At 57.4% G+C, this 15,474-nt stretch carries 17 protein-coding genes and 1 pseudogene; 12 read left to right on the forward strand and 6 right to left on the reverse strand.

Features of this window, described 5'->3' with window-relative positions; translation table 11 throughout:
* Nucleotides 1-30 precede the first annotated feature (30 nt).
* The 9 genes and pseudogenes from AC0L73_RS03705 to AC0L73_RS03745 all read left to right on the forward strand — a co-directional run bounded on the left by AC0L73_RS03705 (nucleotide 31) and on the right by AC0L73_RS03745 (nucleotide 9,343).
* Nucleotides 31-1,510, forward strand: a pseudogene (locus AC0L73_RS03705) (replicative DNA helicase).
* Nucleotides 1,511-1,527: 17 nt separating this feature from the next.
* A complete protein-coding gene (alr, locus tag AC0L73_RS03710; RefSeq protein WP_473654902.1) occupies nucleotides 1,528-2,640 on the forward strand; it encodes an alanine racemase in 1,113 nt (370 codons plus the stop codon).
* Nucleotides 2,641-2,643: 3 nt separating this feature from the next.
* Nucleotides 2,644-3,420: an MlaE family ABC transporter permease gene (locus AC0L73_RS03715; protein ID WP_227950202.1), complete on the forward strand. Its 777-nt coding sequence runs from the start codon at nucleotides 2,644-2,646 to the stop codon at nucleotides 3,418-3,420.
* A 4-nt stretch (nucleotides 3,421-3,424) separates the two neighbouring features.
* Entirely contained in the window at nucleotides 3,425-4,201 is a 777-nt protein-coding gene (locus AC0L73_RS03720) for an ABC transporter ATP-binding protein (RefSeq protein ID WP_227950201.1), read from the forward strand.
* Nucleotides 4,202-4,262: 61 nt separating this feature from the next.
* Complete coding sequence (gene radA / locus AC0L73_RS03725) at nucleotides 4,263-5,645, forward strand: DNA repair protein RadA (protein WP_227950200.1); 1,383 nt, start codon at nucleotides 4,263-4,265, stop codon at nucleotides 5,643-5,645.
* A 15-nt stretch (nucleotides 5,646-5,660) separates the two neighbouring features.
* Nucleotides 5,661-6,353 (forward strand): CvpA family protein, encoded by a 693-nt coding sequence (locus AC0L73_RS03730; RefSeq protein WP_473654903.1) that lies wholly within the window; start codon nucleotides 5,661-5,663, stop codon nucleotides 6,351-6,353.
* Nucleotides 6,353-7,825, forward strand: coding sequence for an amidophosphoribosyltransferase (gene purF, locus AC0L73_RS03735; protein ID WP_473654904.1), 1,473 nt, complete (start codon nucleotides 6,353-6,355; stop codon nucleotides 7,823-7,825). The genes AC0L73_RS03730 and purF overlap by 1 nt, the downstream gene beginning before the upstream one ends.
* A 24-nt stretch (nucleotides 7,826-7,849) precedes the next feature.
* Entirely contained in the window at nucleotides 7,850-8,515 is a 666-nt protein-coding gene (locus AC0L73_RS03740) for an SDR family NAD(P)-dependent oxidoreductase (protein WP_473654905.1), read from the forward strand.
* Nucleotides 8,516-8,644: 129 nt separating this feature from the next.
* The gene (locus AC0L73_RS03745; protein WP_473654906.1) at nucleotides 8,645-9,343 is read left to right on the forward strand and encodes a hypothetical protein; all 699 of its coding nucleotides are present in this window, start codon (nucleotides 8,645-8,647) and stop codon (nucleotides 9,341-9,343) included.
* Between the two features lie 38 nt (nucleotides 9,344-9,381).
* Here the strand turns inward: AC0L73_RS03745 and der are convergent, their stop codons facing one another.
* From der to AC0L73_RS03765, 4 genes are read right to left on the reverse strand one after another with little or no spacing between them, the layout of a single operon-like run.
* Nucleotides 9,382-10,719: a ribosome biogenesis GTPase Der gene (gene der / locus AC0L73_RS03750; protein ID WP_473654907.1), complete on the reverse strand. Its 1,338-nt coding sequence runs from the start codon at nucleotides 10,717-10,719 to the stop codon at nucleotides 9,382-9,384.
* Between the two features lie 3 nt (nucleotides 10,720-10,722).
* Complete coding sequence (locus tag AC0L73_RS03755; RefSeq protein ID WP_473654908.1) at nucleotides 10,723-11,703, reverse strand: outer membrane protein assembly factor BamB family protein; 981 nt, start codon at nucleotides 11,701-11,703, stop codon at nucleotides 10,723-10,725.
* Between the two features lie 23 nt (nucleotides 11,704-11,726).
* Complete coding sequence (locus AC0L73_RS03760) at nucleotides 11,727-12,083, reverse strand: hypothetical protein (RefSeq protein ID WP_473654909.1); 357 nt, start codon at nucleotides 12,081-12,083, stop codon at nucleotides 11,727-11,729.
* Nucleotides 12,084-12,087: 4 nt separating this feature from the next.
* Complete coding sequence (locus AC0L73_RS03765; RefSeq protein WP_227950184.1) at nucleotides 12,088-12,735, reverse strand: tetratricopeptide repeat protein; 648 nt, start codon at nucleotides 12,733-12,735, stop codon at nucleotides 12,088-12,090.
* A 164-nt stretch (nucleotides 12,736-12,899) separates the two neighbouring features.
* On the opposite strand from AC0L73_RS03765, the gene AC0L73_RS03770 reads away from it, so the two are divergent.
* The 3 genes from AC0L73_RS03770 (at nucleotide 12,900) to AC0L73_RS03780 (ending at nucleotide 14,701) form a co-directional block, all read left to right on the forward strand.
* The gene (locus AC0L73_RS03770) at nucleotides 12,900-13,079 is read left to right on the forward strand and encodes a hypothetical protein (protein WP_227950182.1); all 180 of its coding nucleotides are present in this window, start codon (nucleotides 12,900-12,902) and stop codon (nucleotides 13,077-13,079) included.
* Between the two features lie 717 nt (nucleotides 13,080-13,796).
* The gene (locus tag AC0L73_RS03775; protein ID WP_473654910.1) at nucleotides 13,797-13,988 is read left to right on the forward strand and encodes a hypothetical protein; all 192 of its coding nucleotides are present in this window, start codon (nucleotides 13,797-13,799) and stop codon (nucleotides 13,986-13,988) included.
* 86 nt (nucleotides 13,989-14,074) lie between these two features.
* The gene (locus AC0L73_RS03780; RefSeq protein ID WP_473654911.1) at nucleotides 14,075-14,701 is read left to right on the forward strand and encodes a glutathione S-transferase family protein; all 627 of its coding nucleotides are present in this window, start codon (nucleotides 14,075-14,077) and stop codon (nucleotides 14,699-14,701) included.
* Between the two features lie 10 nt (nucleotides 14,702-14,711).
* Here AC0L73_RS03780 and AC0L73_RS03785 read toward each other — a convergent pair whose 3' ends face one another.
* Nucleotides 14,712-15,293 carry a disulfide bond formation protein B gene (locus AC0L73_RS03785; RefSeq protein WP_473654912.1) on the reverse strand — a complete coding sequence of 194 codons (582 nt, stop codon included), beginning with the start codon at nucleotides 15,291-15,293 and terminating at the stop codon, nucleotides 14,712-14,714.
* A gap of 12 nt (nucleotides 15,294-15,305) precedes the next feature.
* A complete protein-coding gene (locus AC0L73_RS03790; RefSeq protein WP_227950173.1) occupies nucleotides 15,306-15,461 on the reverse strand; it encodes a DUF5993 family protein in 156 nt (51 codons plus the stop codon).
* Between the last annotated feature and the right edge of the window lie 13 nt (nucleotides 15,462-15,474).

The following is a 15,474-nucleotide window of genomic DNA, read 5'->3' on the forward strand; positions in this document are numbered from 1 at the left end:
GTGCATTCGAAAGTATGCTAATATCTTCCCATGGAAACCGTATCGCTTAATGACGACCGTCCTGACGAGGATAAATCCGGCCCGGCCTACCGCGCGGCCCCGCATAATATTGAGGCGGAGCAGGATCTGCTCGGCGCGATCCTTGTCAATAACGATGCCGCCTCAAAAGTTTCCGGCTTCCTGAAGGCCGAGCATTTTGCCGAAGATGTACACCGACGCATTTATGATGCCGCCACCTTGCTGATCGAGCGCGGGGAAATCGCCGATCCGGTCACGCTTAAATCCTATTTCGACCGCGACGAAGGCCTTGCCGACATTGGTGGATCGCAGTATCTGGCCCGCCTCGCGGCCTCCGCCACCACCATCATCAATGCAGAAAACTATGGTCGGCTGATCTACGACACTGGCCATGCGGCGGGAATTGATCCTGCTGGGCGAAGAAATCGTCAACACTGCCTATGATTCGGATTTGGAAGAAACTTCCCAGTCGCAGATCGAGAATGCGGAGCAGAAACTCTTCTCCCTCGCGGAAAACGGTGCGCATGAAGGCGCCCTGATGCCCATCCGCCTGGCGGTGGACGAGGCCCTCAAATCCATCGAAGAGGCCTTCCAGCGCGAGGGTAATCTTGTTGGCGTGACGACGGGCCTGAAAGACATGGACGGAAAGCTCGGCGGTTTACATAAGTCCGACCTTCTCATCCTTGCCGGGCGCCCCTCCATGGGGAAAACGTCGCTGGCCACCAATATCGCCTATAACGCGGCGAAGGCCTATCACGCGAGTGGCGGCGAAGAGGGCGCGGTCGTCGGCTTCTTCTCTCTTGAAATGTCCGCCGAGCAGCTCGTCGGCCGTGTCCTTGCAGAAGCGACCGAGATCAGCTCCGAGAAACTCCGGCGCGGTGACCTGACTGATGAGGAGTTCGCCAACAGGCTGGTGCCGGAAACGGCGCGCCTCTCGGAACTGCCGCTTTATATTGACGATACGCCTGCCCTTTCCATCGCCGCACTCCGGACCCGGGCACGGCGGTTGAAGCGAAGCCACGGTCTGGGCCTAGTCGTGGTCGACTATTTACAGCTCATGAAAGGCTCCGGCCGCCGCTCCGATAACCGGGTGCAGGAAATATCCGAGGTGACGCAGGGCCTGAAAGCGATCGCCAAGGAACTCGATATTCCCGTGATCGCCTTGTCGCAGTTGTCTAGACAGGTCGAGAACCGCGATGACAAACGCCCTCAGCTATCGGATTTGCGCAGATCCGGCTCGATCGAGCAGGACGCCGACGTGGTCATGTTCGTCTATCGCGAAGGCTATTACGAGGAACGTAAGGCGCCGTCGGAAGGCACGCCCGAGCATGCCGACTGGCAGGACCGCATGTCCCGTCTGCACAACCTCGCGGAAGTCATCATCGGCAAGCAGCGGCATGGCCCAATCGGCATCATCAAGCTGCATTTCAAGCCCGAGTTCACCCGCTTTGGCGACTATGTCTCCGACGAGTATCTGCCGGAACATCATTAGGTAGGAGCGTAGCGTGTATGGAGCGTAAATTGGCGGGGGCGCATCTGACGATTAACCTGGGTGCCCTGAAAGAAAATTACCGATTGCTCGCGGATCAGGCCGCGCCCGCCGAATGTGCGGCGTCGGTCAAGGCAAATGCCTATGGTCTTGGGATCGAACAGGTCGGCCCGGCGCTCTATGCCGCGGGATGCCGCCGCTTTTTCGTCGCCCTGCCCGGCGAAGGCGTGACTCTCAGAAAACTGCTGCCCGACGCGACCATCCATATTCTTGGCGGCATACTGCCCGAGACCGAGGAAATATACCTGGAATATAACCTCGTTCCGGTCCTCAATTCCCTGCATGACATTCGGCAATGGGCGAACTTTGCGAAAACGCGCGGCGGTTTGCATGCCCTTCTCCATCTGGATACAGGGATGACGCGGCTCGGCCTACTGGAAGCGGAAATCCGGGAGCTGGCGGCGACACCGGACCTCCTCGATCATATCAAGATTGACTTCGTGATGAGCCATCTTTCCTGTGGCGATGTCCCCAGCGATCCGATGAACCGCGAACAGCTTGAAAAGCTTCTCTTTTTCCGCACCATCCTGCCCGAAGCCTTGCGCGAGACGCCGGTCTCGTTCGCCAATTCCGCCGGGATATTTTTAGGACCTGATTTCCATTTCGACATGGTCCGACCCGGCATCGCGCTTTTTGGCGGCAACCCCCATGCGGGCGGTCCCAATCCGATGCATGAAGTGGTGCGGTTGCGCGGGCGCATCCTGCAGGTGCAGGACGTTGACAGCGAAATTCCCGTTGGCTATGGTGCGTCATTCCGAACTGAAGGATCAAGCCGGATTGCGACCGTTTCGGTGGGTTACGCAGACGGCTATTTCCGCGCCCTGGGTAATAAGGCTGAATGTGCGGTTAAGAATATCAAGGTTCCAGTAGTAGGGCGCGTTTCCATGGATATAATCACCGTCGATGTCAGTAAGGTTCCCGAGGGTGACTGTGCGCCCGGCGCCTTTGTCGATCTGATCGGCGGCGCGGTTCCGCTTGATGAAGTGGCCGCCCATGCGGAAACAATCCCGTACGAAATCCTGACCTCTCTCGGCAGCCGCTATTACCGTGAGTATCTGGACGCGGCGGTTTAGGGGATGGAAAAGAATTTTCTAGCCACAATCGGGCGGGTCTTTTTGTCCTTCATGGCGGCGGTCGGCCGGATCGCTATCTTCACCGCCCATAGCCTGCGTCATTGCATCGTGCCGCCCTATTATCTCCGCCTGCTCGGCAAGCAGATGATGGATATCGGCTATTACTCCCTCCCCGTTGTGGGGATGACGGCGCTGTTCACCGGGATGGTGCTGGCGCTGCAAATTTATGTTGGTTCCTCACGCTTCAATGCGGAGAGTGCCGTCGCGACCATCGTTGTCATCGGCCTGACCCGCGAACTGGCGCCGGTGCTGTCCGGCTTGATGATCGCGGGCCGTGTTGGCGCGGCCATCGCCGCCGAGATTGGCACCATGCGGGTAACGGAGCAGATCGACGCCCTTGTCACCCTCTCCACCAACCCGTTTAAATATCTCGTCGCGCCGCGGCTAATCGCCGGGCTGGTAACGCTCCCCTTCCTCGTGCTGATCGGCGATATCATCGGTGTCTCGGGCGGCTTTCTGGTGGCAACGGAAAAGCTCGGCTTCAATGCCAGCAACTATCTTAACAACACCTTTGAATTCCTCGAAATCCGCGACGTGGTGTCTGGCCTGATCAAGGCCAGCGTGTTCGGCTTTATCGTCACACTGATGGGCTGCTATCATGGCTTTAACTCCACCGGCGGCGCGCAAGGGGTCGGCAAGGCGACGACAAATGCGGTTGTCTCCTCCTTCGTGCTGATCTTGATCAGCGACTATTTCCTTACCGTCCTGCTGATCGATTGAGGTCATGAGCGAAACGCCGAAAATCGAGCTTCGCAACGTCTGCAAGTCCTTCGGTAAGAAGGTCATTCTCGATAACCTCAACCTCTCCGTTGCCAAAGGGGAATCGCTGGTGGTGATCGGCGGGTCCGGCACCGGGAAATCAGTCATGCTGAAATGCATTCTCGGGCTTTTGAAACCCGAAAGCGGCGAAATTCTCATCGATGGGGAGGACATCACCAATTCCAGCGGCCATAAGCGCGAGCAGATTTTGCTCAAAACCGGGATGCTGTTCCAGTATGCCGCCCTGTTCGACAGCCTGACCGTATGGGAGAATGTCGCCTTCGGCCTGATCCAGGCCCATGGCATGAAGCGCAAAGAGGCGAAGGTCATCGCGATCGAGAAGCTCGCCCTTGTGGGTCTCGGCCCCGATCTCGCGGACAAGACCCCGGCGGAACTTTCCGTTGGTATGCAAAAACGCGTCGGCCTCGCGCGGGCCATCGCGGCGGAACCGGAAATTATCTTCTTCGATGAACCGACGACCGGCCTCGATCCGATCATGGGCGATGTGATCGATAACCTGATCCGCGATTGTACGCAGGATCTCGGGGCGACGACACTCACCATTTCCCACGATATGGAGAGCGCGCAAAAAATTGCAGACCGCATCGCCCTCCTTTATAAGGGGAATGTGGTTTGGGCGGGTCTCGCCTCGGAGATTCATACCTGCGGCGACCCTTATGTGGAGCAATTTGTCCATGGCGATGTGGATGGACCGATCAAACTGGATATTTTAAAACCCTGACTTTCAGGGCAAGCCGCCATTTTTACGACGGCGACCGAAACAGATTTAAACGGAAAGCTGAATGGCGCGACCCAGCGAACAATTCACCTGTCAGAGCTGCGGCGAAACCTATCGCAAATGGCAGGGACGCTGCGATTCCTGCGGAGAATGGAATTCGCTGCTTCAAAGCACCGCCGATGTCGCGGTGCCGAGTGGACTGACCACCGGCAAGGGGCGCGACCTCACCTTCACCGCGCTCAATGCGGATATCTCCGAATATAAACGCTCCATCAGCCATATCGGGGAGTTGGACCGGGTGCTGGGCGGCGGCTTCGTTCCGGGCTCCTCCATCCTGATCGGCGGCGATCCCGGTATCGGCAAATCAACGTTGCTGCTTCAGGCGGTCGCGAAGATGGCTATGGCGGGCGCGCCCTGTATTTACATCTCCGGGGAGGAGGCAACGCAGCAAATCTCCATGCGCGCCCAACGGCTCGGCCTTGCGGAGGCACCGGTGCAGCTTGCCTCCGCCAACTCGATCCGCGACATTATCACCAGTGTCGAAAAGACGAGCCCGGTGCCGAAACTTCTGGTCATCGATTCGATTCAGACCGTCTTTGCCGACAACCTGCCGAGTGCGCCGGGAACGGTGGCACAAGTCCGGGCCTCCGCACAGGAACTGATCCGGTTGGCGCGAAAAACCGGCACCAGCGTTATATTAGTTGGCCATGTCACCAAGGACGGACAGATCGCCGGCCCCCGCGTGCTGGAGCATATGGTTGATACGGTGCTTTACTTCGAAGGCGACCGCGGCCATCAGTTCCGGATTTTGCGCGCAGTGAAGAATCGCTTCGGCGCAACGGATGAAATTGGCGTGTTCGAAATGTCAGATGCGGGATTGAAGGAGGTAGCCAACCCTTCATCCCTCTTCATCAGCAGTCCTGACAAGACAATTAGCGGCGCCTCTGTCTTTGCCGGGATGGAAGGCACCCGCCCTCTCCTCGTTGAAATTCAAGGGCTGGTCGCCGCCACAGCGCAGGCCACCCCGCGCCGCGCCGTCGTCGGATGGGATAACGCCCGCCTCGCCATGATCCTCGCCGTGCTGGATACGCGCTGCGACCTTTCCTTTTCAGGCAGCGAGGTGTATCTCAATGTCGCCGGGGGGTTGCGGGTGCAGGAACCCGCGGCGGATCTGGCCGTCGCGGCGGCGCTTGTCTCTTCCGTCTCCGATATTCCGGTGCCGCCGGGCAGTCTCTTTCTAGGGGAAATCGGCCTTTCCGGGGAGGTAAGACCCGTCGGCCAGACTGATGCCCGGTTGAAGGAGGCCGCGAAACTCGGCTTCACCACCGCCATCATCCCGGCGGGCAGCAAGGTGAAAAGCGGGTCCATGAAGATTATTGAAATTGAGCATTTACGGGAAATCGTCTCGCTCTTCACGGAGACAAAGCCGATGACCCGGGCAGTATAGAGAGTAGGAGTACCCATGGAAAACATGCCCATCCAAGGCGCCGATGCCGTTATACTGGTGATCCTGCTGATCTCGGCAATCTTCGGTTTCGTCCGTGGTTTCGTAAAGGAAACGCTTTCGGTGGCGGGCTGGGTCGGCGCGGTTTTCCTTAGTCTTTACCTCTTCCCGCTGCTGCAACCGATCGCGCGGGAGTTCATTCTGAACCTCTTGATTGCAGATATTTTGACCGGGGCGGTGATTTTTATTCTCTCTCTCGTCATTTTGTCCTATATCAGCCATGCAATATCGGAAAAGGTCAAGGCGTCGAGCCTTGGAGCGCTGGATCGCTCGCTCGGTATTTTTTTCGGCATCGCACGCGGTGCCATACTGCTCGGGATAGCCTGGCTGATTTTTGTTCAGTTCATCCCCGAGAAGGACCGGCCCGACTGGGTATTGCAGGCGAGGATGCTGCCGATTATTGAGGGCAGCGGCGAGTTTATAGCCCGACTGTTGCCACCGGATATGCAGGAGAACCTGAATATTTCGAAGGAAAGCGACAAGAACACCATGGATCGCCTGAAAGAGAAATATGAAGAACTGCCCGACGGCGTAAAGGACGGGCTGAAAGACGGTGTCGATGGGGCCAAGAATCTCCTCGACAAGGGCTATGATGACAAGGCCAGACAGCAGATGGAAAACCTAACCAAGAGCTCACAGGAAAAACCCTAATGACTGAGACTTCCGCCGACCACGTTTCGTGCAATCCGTTTGACGATGACAAGCTGCATGAGGAATGCGGGGTATTCGGAATTTACGGCCATCCGGAGGCGGCGGCCCTTGCCGCCCTTGGTCTCCATGCGCTGCAACATCGCGGGCAGGAAGCCGCCGGGATTGTCAGCCATGACGGCAAGCATTTCCATTCCCACAAGGCAATGGGCAAGGTCGGCGATAATTTCTCGACCGAGGAAGTGATCAACAGCCTGAAGGGCAGCACCGCCCTCGGCCATAACCGCTACGCCACGACGGGCGGCACCGTCCTTCGCAACGTCCAGCCAATCTTCGCCGATCTCGCCAATGGCGGCCTCGCCGTGGCCCATAACGGCAACCTCACCAACGCCTCTACCCTGCATCGCCGCCTCGTCATGGAGGGTAGTATCTTCCAGTCGACCATGGACACCGAAGTCATCATCCATCTCGTCGCCAACAGCAAGAAAACCCGCATTGTCGATTGCCTGGTCGATGCGATGTCGAAAATCACCGGCGCCTATTCCCTGGTCGCGCTGACCAGCAAGAAGATGATTGGCATGCGCGACCCCCACGGCGTGCGCCCGCTGGTCCTTGGCAAGCTCGAAAACGCCTACATCCTGACCTCGGAAAGTTGCGCCCTTGATATCATCGGCGCGGAATTCATCCGCGATGTGTCCCCCGGCGAGGTTGTTGTGGTGGATGACAGCGGGATCAGTTCCCACTTCCCCTTCTCCGCCCCGCCCAAGCGCTTCTGTATTTTCGAGCATATCTATTTCTCCCGCCCCGATAGCGTGGTGGAGGGCCGCTCGGTCTATGACGTCCGTAAATCCATCGGCAGCCAGTTGGCCACGGAAAACCCGGTCGACGCCGATCTCGTGATCCCCGTGCCGGATAGTGGCACCCCCGCCGCCATCGGTTATTCCGAGAAATCGGGCATCCCCTTTGATCTTGGCATCATCCGCAACCATTATGTCGGCCGTACCTTTATCGAGCCGACGGACCAGATCCGCCATCTCGGCGTCAAGCTCAAGCATAACGCCAACCGCGCCCTGATCAACGGCAAGAAGGTTATTCTCGTCGATGACAGTATCGTCCGCGGCACTACCTCCACCAAGATCGTGCAGATGGTGAGGGAGGCCGGCGCGACGGAGGTGCATATGCGCATCGCCAGCCCGCCAACCACCCATAGCTGCTTTTATGGTGTGGATACGCCAAGCCGGGCGAAGCTGCTCGCCGCGCAGTATGAACTTGCCGAGATGTGCGCCTTTATCGGCGCGGACAGCCTCAATTTCATCTCCCTCGACGGGCTCTATAAGGCGATGGGCGAAGACGGGCGCAACCCGAAACAGCCGCAATATTGCGATGCCTGCTTCACCGGCGACTACCCGATCGAGCTCGTGGATAACGAGAGCGGCGTGGATAAGGAACTCACCCTGCTCACAGAGCGTTACTAATATTTCAGGTTAAAGAAGGCTTTTATGTCCGGTAAACTACAAGATAAAGTGGCGCTGATCACCGGCGCCTCCAGTGGCATTGGCGCGGCCGTCGCGAAGAGGTTCGCGGCCGAAGGCGCGCATGTCATCCTCGTCGCGCGCTCTGTTGGCGGGCTCGAAGAAGTCGATGATGAAATCCAGAATGCGGGCGGCAACGCCACGCTCGTCCCGCTTGATCTCTTGGACACCGCCGCCATTGACGGCCTCGCCATGCCGCTCTTCGAGCGCTGGAAAAAGCTCGATATCCTCGTCGGCAACGCGGGCATGGTCGGCAAGCTGATGCCGACGCAGCAATATGTGCCGGAATTGTGGGAGGACGTCTTCCGCCTCAATGTCCATGCGAACCAGCGGCTGCTCCGCGCTCTCGATCCCCTGCTCCGCCAGAGCGAGGCGGGCCGCGCGCTCTTCGTCACCTCCAGCATCGCCCATGAGAACAAACAGTTCTGGAGCGCCTATGCCGCCAGCAAGACCGCGCTTGAGACGATTGCCAAAACCTACGCCCACGAGGTCGCCAAAACCAACGTCAAAGTGAACCTGATCGACCCCGGCCCGACCCGCACCCGCCTCCGCGCCGTCGCCTACCCCGCCGAAAACCCCAAGGACCACCCCTCCCCGAGACCAAGGCGCAGATGTTCCTCGACGCCGTGCTGAGTGAGGAAAATGGCGTGCTGTTTGGGGGGTAGTTTACTGGATGGTTAATTTGCTCTAGACCAAAAGTAATCCCAAGTAGTACGATCATCAAAAAGCTGATTTTGGGTAGTAACAATAGGTTCATTGCAGTTGGAATTACTTACCGGCATTCTAAACATATTAAATGAAAACGCTGGAGCCGTTACAGCTTTAGCAACTGTCGCAATCGCCGCGCTGACATTCATGCTGGCGTGGGAAAATAAAAAGCTACGCAAAGCGGGCACTGAACCTGAAATTGTCGCATACTTAGCGCCACATCCTGACGGAAATGGAGCAGTCAATTTTGTTTTAGCAAATATAGGCCAAGGGCCTGCTTTAAATGTAAAATTCTATTTTGAATATGACGAGAACGATTTCCAAAATCACGACGTGAAAATTCAAAATTCATCCGATAGGTCTGCGTTATCTATTATCCCGCAAGGCGAAAAAATTTCAGTATTATTCGGCGTTTCATATGTTTTATACGGAAAAAATAATCCGAATAGCAATCAATTGCTTAAGCCGTTTGAAGTGATAATCACTTATACAGATTTAAGAGGCAAACCACGAAATTCGAATATGAAATTGAACATTTCTCAATTTCACGGTATGGCGGGTTTACTAAGTGAGCCGCCCAACATTAAGACAGCACGGTCTCTGAACAATATAGATAAACATCTGGCCGCAATTTCAAAGCAAGTCGGACCAGTCGTAGATTTCGTAAATGCAAGCACTCTTACTGATCCAGTTGTGCAAAAACTGGCTGGAAAGAATATTCATAAAGATGACGAGGATGACGCTGACAAATAATTATTTGGATGGCTAATTCTTAAACGCCATCCACACCCTCACCCCTTATCCGCATAGGGGTTCTTCCCCGTGCGTGGGAAAAGGCGGATGGGGACGGCGGGGAGTTTGAAATCCTCGCGCAGGCCATTGATCAGATAGCGGATATAGCTTTCCGGCAGTTCGCCACGGGATGACATAAACAGCGAGAAGGTCGGCGGGCGGGCCTTGACCTGCGTCATATAACGGATTTTAAGGCGGCGCCCCTTGGCCATGGGCGGCGGATGCTGTTCCAGCATAATCTCCAGCCAGCGATTGAGCCGCGCGGTCGAGATGCGCGTATTCCAGAGCTCATAGACCTCCAGCACCGCCGGGATCAACTTTTCCACCCCACGCCCCGAGAGCGCCGAGAGAGTCACCACCGGCACGCCGCGCACCTGTGGCAGCGAGATGGAGAGCCGGTCGCGGATGAGTTTCAGCGTGCCCTGCCGGTCCTTCACCGTGTCCCATTTATTGACCGCGATGACGAGGGCGCGCCCCTCCTCGATCACATGGGCGGCGATGGTCAGGTCCTGTTTCTCGAAGGTTTCCTCCGCATCGACGAGGAGGACAACCACCTCGGCCATGCGGATCACCCGGAGGCTGTCGGCAACGGAGAGTTTTTCGAGCTTCTTCTGCACCCGCGCCTTTTTGCGCAGGCCCGCCGTATCAACCAGCTTGATCGCGCGGCCTTCATAGTTCCATTCAACGGCGATGGCGTCGCGCGTGACCCCGGCCTCCGGCCCGGTCAGCATGCGTTCCTCTCCGATGAGATGATTGACGAGGGTCGATTTCCCGGCGTTCGGGCGGCCGACGATGGCGAGTTGCAAGGGTTTTTCGTCGTCGTCCTCGCCCTCCTCACCGCCTTGATCTTCGAACGGGAGCAGCACGTCGAACAGCTCCGCCAGCCCCTCGCCATGCTCGGCGGAGAGCGCGATCGGCTCCCCAAGTCCGAGTGAGAAACTCTCCATCAGGCCCGGCATCCCGGCCTTACCCTCACATTTATTGGCAACGAGAATGACCGGCGTTTCCGACTTTCTGAGCCAGCCTGCGAAATGCTTGTCCAGCGGCGTGATCCCGGTGCGCGCATCGATCAGCATCAGCGCGACATCGGCTTCTTCGAGGGCGATTTCCGTCTGGCGGCGCATCCGCCCTTCCAGGCTGTCGTCGAACTTTTCTTCCAGCCCCGCCGTGTCGATCACGCGGAAATGCAGGTTGCTGATGCTGGCCTCACCTTCGCGACGGTCGCGGGTGACGCCGGGCGTGTCATCGACAAGCGCCAGCTTCTTGCCCACCAGACGGTTGAACAAGGTCGACTTGCCGACATTCGGACGGCCAATGATCGCAACGGTAAAGGACATAATCTATTCTTCGCTTGAGCCGCGCAACGCCACCAGATCGGCGTTGTCCGTCAGGATATAAAGGGTGTTTCCGGCCACCACTGGTGGGATCGAGGCCTTGTCAGAGAGTTCTATCTGGCCAAGGATCTTCCCGTCATAGGGGGAGACCGAGACCGCCACCCCATAGTTCGAGACCAGAATCAGTCGGTCGCTTGCCAATATCGGGCCGGTCCAGATGATGAGATCGCGCTTTTCCTCCGGATCCTCATACTTCCCCAGCGGGCGGACCCAGCGGATCAGGCCATTGCGCCGCGACATGCAGACAAGATCGCCATCGGTCGTGACCACAAACAGGAAGTCGCCCGCGATCCATGGGGTCTGCAGCGTTGAAATCTCCTGATCCCAGAGCCGGTTGCCCGACCGGAGATCGACGGCGATCATGCGGCCGGAATAGCTGGCAGCATAGACGACGCCCCGGTCGATCACGGGGAAGGCGTTGATATCGGTGAGCGAGGTGAGCGAGCTGTAAAAACGGCGACGAACGAGCTGCTCACTCCAGGCCTGCTGCCCATTGGCGGCACGAAGGGCGAATACCTCCCCACTGGCGAAGGGAACAACGACGGTGCCACTTGCGAAAGCCGGGCTGGCCGCTCCCAGAAGGCCGGTGGTTTCCACGCCGCCCTCAAAGTTCCAGTTGATCTCCCCCGTCGCCGCGTCAAAGGCAAAAATCCGGCTATCGAAGGTAATGGCAAAAACCTGCATATCCGCAATGGTTGGCGCGGCCCGGAGCGGCACACCGAGGCTGGTTCTCCAAAGTTCCTCCCCGGTTTCCCCGTCCAAGGAAACAATATCACCATAAGACGTCGTGACAAAGACACGGCCATATTCGTAACTTACGCCGCCGCCAATGCTGCCCTCGTCTTCATCTTCGGGTGTGAGGTTTTTCTCCCACAGCTTTTTGCCGTCCTCCGCCGAATAGGCGGTGACGGTGGTGCTGCTGTCCATGGTATAAACCTTGCCGGCCGCAATCACGGGGAGGAGAACATGCGGTTCTCATCATCCGACCCATCGCCAATATCAACCCGCCAGATTTCCTTCAGGTTATCGCCAAGCTCAAGGTGATAGAGCGCGTGTGTCGGAATGCCGCCAGCCTGCGGCCAGTTGGCATTCTCATACGGCGCCGGAAGACGCACTTCCAGATCGGCGAGGCCCGCATCTGCCTCCAGCGTTTGTTCCAGCGAGAGGATGGAAATCCGGTCGCCGGGAAGCGGCGGCGGTTCATCATTGCCGAACCAGCTACAGGCGGCCAGCGTCAGCAGCGCCGATCCTGCGAGGGCTGGTCGCATGGACTGCCGGATCATGTCAAACTGCGGGCGCATCAGCATCCGATTACATACCCTCAATCGCGGCGAGAAGCTGGGTCACCCGAGCCTTGACATCTTCGGGCGCAGCGGCGTCATTCTGGACCAGGGCCAGAACCTCTTTCGCCTTCGCACTGTCGCCATCCTTGATATAGGAAAGCGCGAGTAATTCGTTGGCCGACGCACTCCAAAGACTGCCCGGTTCCGTCAGCGGGGCAATCCGTTCGCGGACCTGCTCCGTTGTTCCGGCATCAAGCAGATAATATCCTGCAAGCAGGTTGGCGAGAGATGAGAATTCCGCATCGACAGAACTGTCGGCCGCAATCTGTTCATAAACGAGGAGAGCTTTCTCCCCCTCTCCTGCCGCGATCATCGCCTCGGCTTCGCGAAGGGCGGCGAGCGGACGATATCCGGCATTCCCCGATTCTGCGAGGCCCGCAAAGGCGGCGGCCCCTTCCCCAAGCTTTTCACTGGTCACCAGCGCAGCTGCAGCTTCAAACTCCGCGCCTTGGGTGCGGGACTGGCTCTGGGTGTAATTCTGCCAACCGACGTAGGCCGCGGTACCCGCGACGATCAGGACCGCCAGGGCTATGACATAATTTCCATAGGTCTTCCACAGCGCCAGGGATTTATCCTTGCGGACATCCTCATCCACTTCGTTAAAAATATCGGCCACAAATAACTCCCGTTCCGCCGTCAAAATTCGGTGCAAAATAAACTGCCAGACGAATTTAAGCAAATGTTGTCTCGCGCACAGGCAAAAATTTGATATTTTGGCCGAATACGCCCGTAAAACAATATAGTATGGCGGGGTATATAACCATTCGGATATGGAATTGCATGAGCGAAGGGCAAATTTTACAACTGGTGGCGATGGTGGCGGTCCTTTTCCTGGTGCTGCCGGGCTTTCTTTACTACACGCGACGCGCCGGCAAAGCGGCGTTATTGCGCAACATCGCGATCTGGCTCGCGCTGGCGCTGGTCATCGCTATCCTCTACAAGACCTTCGGCGGCGGATAGAGGCGCGAGGGGCCGGACGGTGCGGGGCTCTCCCCTCCAGTGCATCCGGGTTATGGTTGAAGAAAAGACGCCGGTTCCCATCCGCATCAAGACGTAAGGCTCTGGCCGGGAGCCGGGCAATCTATCAATCGGAGAAGTCCCTGTCGGTGACACGCGGCGGACGATTGCACGCCGCCATTTGCGCCAAAAAGAAAGGCTGACAAACAGAGGTCGCGGCAAATTTCGTCCGAGGGGTCCCACCTAGGCGTCCAAGAAACTGACGAGGATACCGATAAGCACATTCATGGTTTGAATAAGCGCCGGTCCTCGCCGCTCACGACGATATCAATTTTTATCCGGCACAGGACGTCCTATTTATCCGCAAGGCGCCATTCAAAAAAAGCGTCCCTTGAAATTCGTCCCAATTCCGGCGATACCAGTTCGCAGAGGGTCTCTTCTTCTTGGTATCATCGACATCGCTATATATCGGGGATTTGGTATCCAAACTGTCCTTAAACCTCCTTTAAATTCCCCCGGAAAAAGGGGCGAAGTGGCAGTGAAATCCAATTCCTTCCAACAGATGAATTATATCACAATCACATTGCATATGCAATAACTCTAATAATTAAGTTTTGGCTTTTTCATGGTGCTTTCGCCTCTTTACCGTAATTTCATGATTTGGCCTTAATCTGTTCCTAAATGCAGCGTTCTTAAATGAAGAACCGGAGTTTAGAGTAGATGGCCAGTCAATCCCTCGACAAGCGCAAACGGGCAATTGCGCAGAACCTCATTGATACCTGCGGGTTACAGCGTGCCGTCCATGCGGCGAAGCAATATGGCTGGAACGATATCGCAGAGGAAATTGAAAGCGAGATCGAGAAGAGCAGCCAACTTGGCCGCCGCCGCACCGATCCCCCCATCCACCACTAGGCCTTCGCGCCCTCCCCTTCTCCTCCGTTATTGACAATGCCGGCCCCGCGCGGGCATGGTTCTGGAAAAACACGGAAGGACGAGAGATGAAGATTTACTGGATACATGCACAGGCACCGCTGCGCGTTCTCGCGCTTATCAAGCATCTGGGTGTGGAGGCGGAGCTGATCCGCATCGATCCGGTAACCGGCGGCCTTCATACGCCCGAATATAAAGCACTCAATCCCAACCGGAAGGCGCCGACGATGGTCGATGGCGACGTCACCCTCTTCGAATCCTCGGCAATCATGGCTCATATCTGTATCAAGGCGGGCTCCGATATGTGGCCGACGGAAAACCTCGCGGAGCAGGTCGAGGTGCTACGCTGGCTCACCTGGAATGAAGGGCATTGGGTCGGCGCCGTTGGCCCTTATTATATCGAGCATATCGTGAAGAAAACCTTCAACATGGGCCCGCCCGACGCGGCTGTGCTGGAGAAAAGCGCTAAGAACTTCGTGAAATACGCGAAAGTGCTGGAGGCGCATCTGGAGGGGCGTGACTTCGTCGCAGCGGACCGCCTGACCATCGCCGACTTTTCACTAGCCTCCATGGCGCGCTATTGGCGGGAGGCGGAAATGCCACTCGCGGATTTCCCGAACATCACCCGCTGGCTCGCCAGACTTGAGCAAGTCCCCGCCTGGAAGAACCCCTGGCCAGAAGAAGACGCGGCGTGACGGAAAGGGCTTATTCCGCTTTTTTCACGTCATCAATCAGCTTGTAGCTTTTCGGCGGATCGGCGCAGACGGTGGGGCCGCATTCGATCAGGGTGCTCACCGCATTCCCCGCCGCCAGCAGCACCATCAACCCAAAGGCCACGATGGCGAGACGGCTGCCGCCAAATTTCTTCGCGGGCGCTGGCTTGGGCGATTTGCTGAACTGCCCCTCGAACAAAAGCATGAAAGCGGTGCCAAGAATGATCAGGAAGAAACAGATCCCCGCCCAGCTATAATAATGCAGCCCCCAGACCGGGGACCCATAATGCCCGGTGCCGGGCACGATATGCAGGAGTATCTGGCGGATAGAGACGCTGCCGCCGTAGATCGCTGCGATCAGCATGATACCGTAGTGATGCGGCTTTGGCCCCCGCACCAGATTGAGGCAGAGCCCATATCCCACCGCGACCAGCCCGACCCGCTGCAGCAGGCAAAGCGGACAGGGCAGTTCATCAAGGGTGAATTGCATGGCATAGGCCGCGATCAGCACACCGCAAATGGCAAAAAGGCCGATGGCGTTCAAATTGCGCGACGCGCGGGCATCTAACATCATCGCGCTGCCCCCTTATAGCTGAATGGTGAGCGGCGTAGTCGCATGGAACCTCAGCCAGTAGATGCTGAGCCCCATGGTCACGGCAAAGAGGCCGTAGGACACCCCCCATTTATCCCGCCATGCAGCGAGCATCGCCAGGGTGAGCAACAGAAACAGAAGTGCAATCATCTCTCCCCTCCCC

This window comes from Sneathiella sp. D3-11, from assembly GCF_055809395.1.

Excerpts from the sequence above, each read along its gene's own strand:
- AC0L73_RS03730 (WP_473654903.1), top strand. The coding sequence starts at position 5,661 with ATGGAAAACATGCCCATCCAAGGCGCCGATGCCGTTATACTGGTGATC.
- AC0L73_RS03755 (WP_473654908.1), bottom strand. The coding sequence starts at position 11,703 with ATGGACAGCAGCACCACCGTCACCGCCTATTCGGCGGAGGACGGCAAA.
- der (WP_473654907.1), bottom strand. The coding sequence starts at position 10,719 with ATGTCCTTTACCGTTGCGATCATTGGCCGTCCGAATGTCGGCAAGTCG.
- AC0L73_RS03785 (WP_473654912.1), bottom strand. The coding sequence starts at position 15,293 with ATGATGTTAGATGCCCGCGCGTCGCGCAATTTGAACGCCATCGGCCTT.
- AC0L73_RS03715 (WP_227950202.1), top strand. The coding sequence starts at position 2,644 with ATGGAAAAGAATTTTCTAGCCACAATCGGGCGGGTCTTTTTGTCCTTC.
- AC0L73_RS03790 (WP_227950173.1), bottom strand. The coding sequence starts at position 15,461 with ATGATTGCACTTCTGTTTCTGTTGCTCACCCTGGCGATGCTCGCTGCA.
- radA (WP_227950200.1), top strand. The coding sequence starts at position 4,263 with ATGGCGCGACCCAGCGAACAATTCACCTGTCAGAGCTGCGGCGAAACC.
- alr (WP_473654902.1), top strand. The coding sequence starts at position 1,528 with ATGGAGCGTAAATTGGCGGGGGCGCATCTGACGATTAACCTGGGTGCC.
- AC0L73_RS03780 (WP_473654911.1), top strand. The coding sequence starts at position 14,075 with ATGAAGATTTACTGGATACATGCACAGGCACCGCTGCGCGTTCTCGCG.
- AC0L73_RS03720 (WP_227950201.1), top strand. The coding sequence starts at position 3,425 with ATGAGCGAAACGCCGAAAATCGAGCTTCGCAACGTCTGCAAGTCCTTC.
- purF (WP_473654904.1), top strand. The coding sequence starts at position 6,353 with ATGACTGAGACTTCCGCCGACCACGTTTCGTGCAATCCGTTTGACGAT.
- AC0L73_RS03760 (WP_473654909.1), bottom strand. The coding sequence starts at position 12,083 with ATGCTGATGCGCCCGCAGTTTGACATGATCCGGCAGTCCATGCGACCA.
- AC0L73_RS03770 (WP_227950182.1), top strand. The coding sequence starts at position 12,900 with ATGAGCGAAGGGCAAATTTTACAACTGGTGGCGATGGTGGCGGTCCTT.
- AC0L73_RS03775 (WP_473654910.1), top strand. The coding sequence starts at position 13,797 with ATGGCCAGTCAATCCCTCGACAAGCGCAAACGGGCAATTGCGCAGAAC.
- AC0L73_RS03740 (WP_473654905.1), top strand. The coding sequence starts at position 7,850 with ATGTCCGGTAAACTACAAGATAAAGTGGCGCTGATCACCGGCGCCTCC.